Consider the following 5008-nt stretch of genomic DNA (forward strand, 5'->3'; position numbering starts at 1 on the left):
ATTAAGGATATTTAATTCATTATAAAAATAAATTAAATATTGAATCCTCTCTTTTCAAGTTCTTCATATGCCTTTTTAATTTCAATAACCTTCTCATGGGCAAGTTTTTGTAACTCTTCTCCAAGATGGGACACTTTATCTGGATGGTATTTGGCTAACATTTCACGATAAGCCTTTTTAATTTCTTCTTCATTTGCCCCCCGCTTAACATTCAAGACTTCATAGGGGTCGAATATTTTTTTTCCTCCATTCTTTCGCAAATCTTCATAATTATAGCTCTGATTAAAATCTTTGTCATAACCTCCATCTCCAACCTTTTGTCCGCCATACTTTTTTTTCATCCACCACAAAAGAACTAGGGGAAATATCAGGTCATCGAGACGCCCTCCAAAGGGGATGAAATCTGGAAGCAAATCTATTGGGAGAATAAAATAAGCAATTGCTAAAACAATAAAGACAAACCAAAGCAGTTGTGACATATTATGAAAACCTATAGAATCAAATCGCCATTTTTTTTAATATAAGCAACCAATCCGCCTTCAGCCAATATCTTCATCATTGTTTCAGGCAAAGGTGAAAAAGAAAATTTTTCTCCACTACTAACATCCTCGAGGATGCCCTTTGCAATATCAATTCTCAAAATATCACCTTCATTAATTTTGTCTGTATCAACCATAACAGCAGGAAGCCCCACATTTATACAGTTGCGGTAAAAGATGCGGGCAAAACTTTTTGCAACTACAGCAGATATTCCAGCCATCTTAATAATTGTAGGGGCATGTTCGCGGCTCGAACCCTGACCAAAATTTATTCCTGCTACGATAATATCTCCCTCAGAAATTTTTTCATAGAAACCAGGTTTTGCATCTTCTAAAAGATGTTTTGCAAGCTCAGGAAGATTTGAACGAAGATGAAAAAGCCGTCCGGGCGCAATCAAATCTGTGCTTATATCATCACCAAATTTCCAACATCTTCCTTCAATAATATTCATATCTTTTCTGCCCTCTATAAAAAATTGCGCGGATCTGCAATCTTGCCTTCTATTGCCGTGGCAGCAGCAACTGCCGGTGAACCAAGATAAATGAATGCATTCGGATTCCCCATTCGCCCTTTGAAATTTCGCGGTTGTGTTGCAAGACAGTTTTCTCCATCAGCCAATATTCCCTCATGCACACCAACACAAGCACCGCATCCCGGACCTGTTACAACAGCGCCAGCCTCAACAAAAATTTCAAGAAGCCCTTCTTTCATTGCATTCAAATAATTGCTTCTCGATGAAGGAGTCACTATCATTCTTGTCTTCTTGTTGATTTTCTTCCCTTTAAGAATTGATGCTGCAATCCTCAAATCTTCAAGCCGCCCATTACAGGAAGTGCCGAGAAAAACTTGATGAATCGGCACATCACCAATTTCATCTATTGTTTTCGTGTTGTGGACAAGATGAGGGCAGGCAATCGTTGGTTTTAGTTTGGTCCCGTCAATCTCTATCGTTTTTTCATAAACTGCATCTTCATCGGGGAATAATTCTTTGAAATCAGCTTCTCTTCCCCAAGTTTTCAAAAATTCCTTTGTCTTTTCATCTGGCGGAAATATTCCAGTTTTAGCCCCTGCCTCAACAGACATATTGGCAATGGTTGAACGGGCATCGACTGTTAATTTTTCAATAACATCTCCATGAAACTCCAACGCTTTATATGTTGCCCCGCTGCTCGATATCATTCCGATTAGATGAAGAATGATATCTTTTGAATATACTCCCTTTTTAAGCTCTCCATTTACAACGATCTTATATGTTTCAGGCACTCTCATCCAAGTTTTCCCCAAGGCAATGGCAACACCCACATCTGTAGAGCCCATTCCTGTGGCAAAAGCCCCAATAGCGCCTCCTGTGCAGGTATGAGAGTCTGCTCCGACAATCAAATCGCCCGGTTTCGCATACTTCTCGAGCACTATATGATGGGAAATTCCGTTGCCTATTTCGGAAAGGTGAATCCCTGTTTTTTGTGCAAATTCACGCAAAAGTTTGTGGTCATTTGAAAGCTCTTTTCGCGGAGAGGGTGAAGCATGGTCTAAAAAGAAAATAGAGTGGTCAGGATTATGCGCTTTTTCCAATCCCATTTCAATCATCTGCCGCACAGCAAGAGGGCCTGTGCCATCTTGCACATAGCTTAAATCAACATTGACGACAGCAATGTCTCCTGCATACAAATCCTTCCCACTATGGGCGCTCAAAATCTTTTCTGCCATCGTTTTGCCCATAAAATTTCTGCCTCCTCTTTCTTGATGTGAAAAAAACTTACTACAATAATATTGATAGCACTTGTAAAAATAATTATCTATACAAAATACACTTCTTTTTTATAGACTGCAAAATAGCTATATGTTAATTCAAATGAGCTTTTTCATAAAAATCAGGAATAGGCAATGAAAGAAAAAAAAGAAATACCCAATGACCTTGAAAATAACAGCTGTTTTGTTTGCGGTCCCAAAAATCCATTGGGTTTTCACCTTCGGTATTTTAAAGAAGGTGAATATGTAATTTCTGAATTTCGTCCTTCTGAACATTACTGCGGCTTTGAAAAAATATTCCACGGAGGACTTCAATGTACAGTTTTGGACGACCTTACTATTTGGACTGTAATGGTAAAAAGAGGAAAGATGGGAGCAACAAAACAACTAACAGCTGAATTTTTTAAACCTGTCTATATAGATGAAAAACTAAGAATTGAAGGTAAAATCGTAAAAGAAGAAGGGAATATCTTCACAGTGGAAGCTGTGCTAAAAAATGGTAAAGGAAAAATATGTACGAAAGTTGTTTCTGATGTAATAGCCGTTAACAAAGCTCTTTTCAAAAAGCTAACCGGTTGGGATGAAATTCCTGAAAGTTGGGGTAAATATCTTTAAAAATTTTTCCAAGAAATGTCAGTTTCAACTTCCAATAAAGAAAAGTTACTAAAAATATATGAAATCCTTTTATCTGAAGCAGGACCTCGACATTGGTGGCCTGCCAAGACCAGATTCGAAGTTATGATTGGCGCAATTTTAACACAAAACACAGCATGGAAAAATGTGGAAAAAGCCATAGTAAATCTTAAAAAGGCAGGAGCTCTGTCCTTTAAGAAATTCTCATCGTTGAATGAAAAAGAGATAGCAAAACTGATTAAACCATCAGGTTATTTTAATCAGAAAGCAAAACGTCTTGCCGCATTTTGCAGATTCATAAAAAATGAATATGGCGGCATAATAGACAATATGAGAAAACAGGATACAGCCCTATTAAGAAAAAAACTTCTCGATTTAAATGGAATTGGTCCTGAAACGGCTGACAGCATTCTTCTTTATGCCCTCGATAAACCCATCTTTGTAATTGATTTATATACGAAAAGGATACTTTCAAGGCACAACCTTCTGCCTTTCAATGCAACCTACGATGAATACCAAAAATTTTTTATGGACAATCTTCCGCATAACACACAACTTTATAATGAATATCATGCGCTCTTAGTCTTTGCTGGTAACAACTATTGCAGAAGGAAACCAAAGTGTTCAGAGTGTCCACTCTTGGGATTCAACGGACATAACCCTGCGGCAGAAATTTAAATATCCCACAGATACAAACCTGTTGTCTCATCGTATTTTCTTATAAGCTCTTTGCCCTCGAGCTCTAAAATGGAATATTCGCAGGCAAAAACTTTTGTAGGCGAGAGAAGATGTCCTCCTATAGCATTTCCCTTTCCCTTCGAGAGCGTAACATGAAGATGAACAAAGATATCGTCATCTTTTATTGAAACATTTCCAAAAGATGAAACAATTTCAAGGGGCTCATAAAAATTAAGAGGGATATATTCTTTTTTCTGCTGGTCATAAAAACCTACTGCTGCCTCTTTTACAGCACCAATAAGTTGAATAGTCCCAATTCTTACATTTTTCTCTCTGCATACTTCAGTCATACTACGAAGCAAATCCTCTCCGTAGGGCAACTTCCCTACAATTATTCTCTTAATCTTGTATTCATTATTCATAAGTCTTACCTCAAATTATCATTAAAGACCCATCGATGCATATCTATCGCCCGAATCAGGAAGAATCGTAACAATCGTTTCATATCTATCTGATACTCGCATTGCTGCGCAAACATTAGCCCCACTTGAAATGCCTACTTCATACCCAAATTCATCCTTGAGCATTTTAGCAGTAGCTATCGCTTCGTCAGAAGGAATTGCCTCCACTTCATCTATATACTGCATATCTACAAGGTCAGGAATAAATCCGTCTCCAATTCCCTGAATTTTATGCATTCCTGGACATCCACCGCTCATTACAGCAGATTCTGCAGGCTCAACTGCAATGGTCTTGAGTTCAGGGAATTCTCTCAAAAGGCGCACTCTCACACCCATCAATGTACCTCCTGTCCCTGTACCCGCAACAAAGGCATCAATCTTGCCATCTTTATCGATGTGGCGAAACTGCTTTATGATTTCACGCCCTGTTGTCGTTATATGAGTCAAAGTGTTTGTATAATTGCTGAATTGGCGAGGAATAAATGTATGCGGCTCACTTGCTATCTCGTATGCCTTTTTTATAGCTCCATCAAAATCGCTTTCCCCAACAAGAACAAGCTCAGCGCCCAGTTCTTTAATCCTTTGTTTCCTTTCTTCGCTCATATTCTTGGGCATAACTACTATCATTTTATACCCCTTCTCCTTTGCAACCATAGAAAATGCAATGCCTGTATTTCCACTCGTCGCCTCTACAATTCTGTCACCCGGTTTTAATTCTCCTGTAAGCTCTGCCATTTCTACCATAAATTTTGCAATTCTATCCTTAATGCTTCCTGATGGATTCTTCGACTCATTTTTTGCAAAAATTCTTCCACCGCATTTAGACAAAGGACTCAAGTCAACCAATGGTGTATTGCCAATCATATCAAGTATGCCCATTGGAATTCCTCCTATTTCAATTCATAATATTTGATATTTTTATCTTCAAAAAGATTTGCCTGTAAAGA

The 5008-nt window shown here is 38.2% G+C and carries 7 protein-coding genes; 2 read left to right on the top strand and 5 right to left on the bottom strand.

The features are described 5' to 3' along the window. Positions 1-32 precede the first annotated feature (32 nt). The 3 genes from D6734_03185 to D6734_03195 are packed head-to-tail and all read right to left on the bottom strand — an operon-like array spanning position 33 to position 2259. Entirely contained in the window at positions 33-479 is a 447-nt protein-coding gene (locus tag D6734_03185) for a DUF1232 domain-containing protein (protein RMF96827.1), read from the bottom strand. Between the two features lie 11 nt (positions 480-490). Continuing rightward, on the bottom strand, positions 491-991 hold the full coding sequence (locus D6734_03190; GenBank protein ID RMF96828.1) for a 3-isopropylmalate dehydratase small subunit: 501 nt from the start codon (positions 989-991) through the stop codon (positions 491-493). Positions 992-1005: 14 nt separating this feature from the next. Then, positions 1006-2259, bottom strand: coding sequence for a 3-isopropylmalate dehydratase large subunit (locus D6734_03195; protein ID RMF96829.1), 1254 nt, complete (start codon positions 2257-2259; stop codon positions 1006-1008). 165 nt (positions 2260-2424) lie between these two features. Between D6734_03195 and D6734_03200 the strand changes: the two genes are divergently transcribed. Together D6734_03200 and D6734_03205 are read left to right on the top strand one after the other, a co-directional pair. After that, positions 2425-2904 (top strand): PaaI family thioesterase, encoded by a 480-nt coding sequence (locus D6734_03200; GenBank protein ID RMF96830.1) that lies wholly within the window; start codon positions 2425-2427, stop codon positions 2902-2904. 15 nt (positions 2905-2919) lie between these two features. Continuing rightward, complete coding sequence (locus tag D6734_03205) at positions 2920-3600, top strand: endonuclease III domain-containing protein (GenBank protein RMF96831.1); 681 nt, start codon at positions 2920-2922, stop codon at positions 3598-3600. Here the strand turns inward: D6734_03205 and D6734_03210 are convergent. Beyond that, entirely contained in the window at positions 3597-4022 is a 426-nt protein-coding gene (locus D6734_03210) for a DNA-binding protein (GenBank protein RMF96832.1), read from the bottom strand. The two genes, D6734_03205 and D6734_03210, sit on opposite strands and share 4 nt — an antisense overlap. A gap of 21 nt (positions 4023-4043) precedes the next feature. Then, the gene (locus tag D6734_03215) at positions 4044-4940 is read right to left on the bottom strand and encodes a cysteine synthase family protein (protein ID RMF96833.1); all 897 of its coding nucleotides are present in this window, start codon (positions 4938-4940) and stop codon (positions 4044-4046) included. Positions 4941-5008: the final 68 nt, after the last annotated feature.

The organism is Candidatus Schekmanbacteria bacterium (assembly GCA_003695725.1).
Taxonomy (GTDB): domain Bacteria; phylum Schekmanbacteria; class GWA2-38-11; order GWA2-38-11; family J061; genus J061.

Excerpts from the sequence above, each read along its gene's own strand:
- D6734_03185 (RMF96827.1), bottom strand. The coding sequence starts at position 479 with ATGTCACAACTGCTTTGGTTTGTCTTTATTGTTTTAGCAATTGCTTAT.
- D6734_03190 (RMF96828.1), bottom strand. The coding sequence starts at position 991 with ATGAATATTATTGAAGGAAGATGTTGGAAATTTGGTGATGATATAAGC.
- D6734_03195 (RMF96829.1), bottom strand. The coding sequence starts at position 2,259 with ATGGGCAAAACGATGGCAGAAAAGATTTTGAGCGCCCATAGTGGGAAG.
- D6734_03200 (RMF96830.1), top strand. The coding sequence starts at position 2,425 with ATGAAAGAAAAAAAAGAAATACCCAATGACCTTGAAAATAACAGCTGT.
- D6734_03205 (RMF96831.1), top strand. The coding sequence starts at position 2,920 with ATGTCAGTTTCAACTTCCAATAAAGAAAAGTTACTAAAAATATATGAA.
- D6734_03210 (RMF96832.1), bottom strand. The coding sequence starts at position 4,022 with ATGAATAATGAATACAAGATTAAGAGAATAATTGTAGGGAAGTTGCCC.
- D6734_03215 (RMF96833.1), bottom strand. The coding sequence starts at position 4,940 with ATGGGCATACTTGATATGATTGGCAATACACCATTGGTTGACTTGAGT.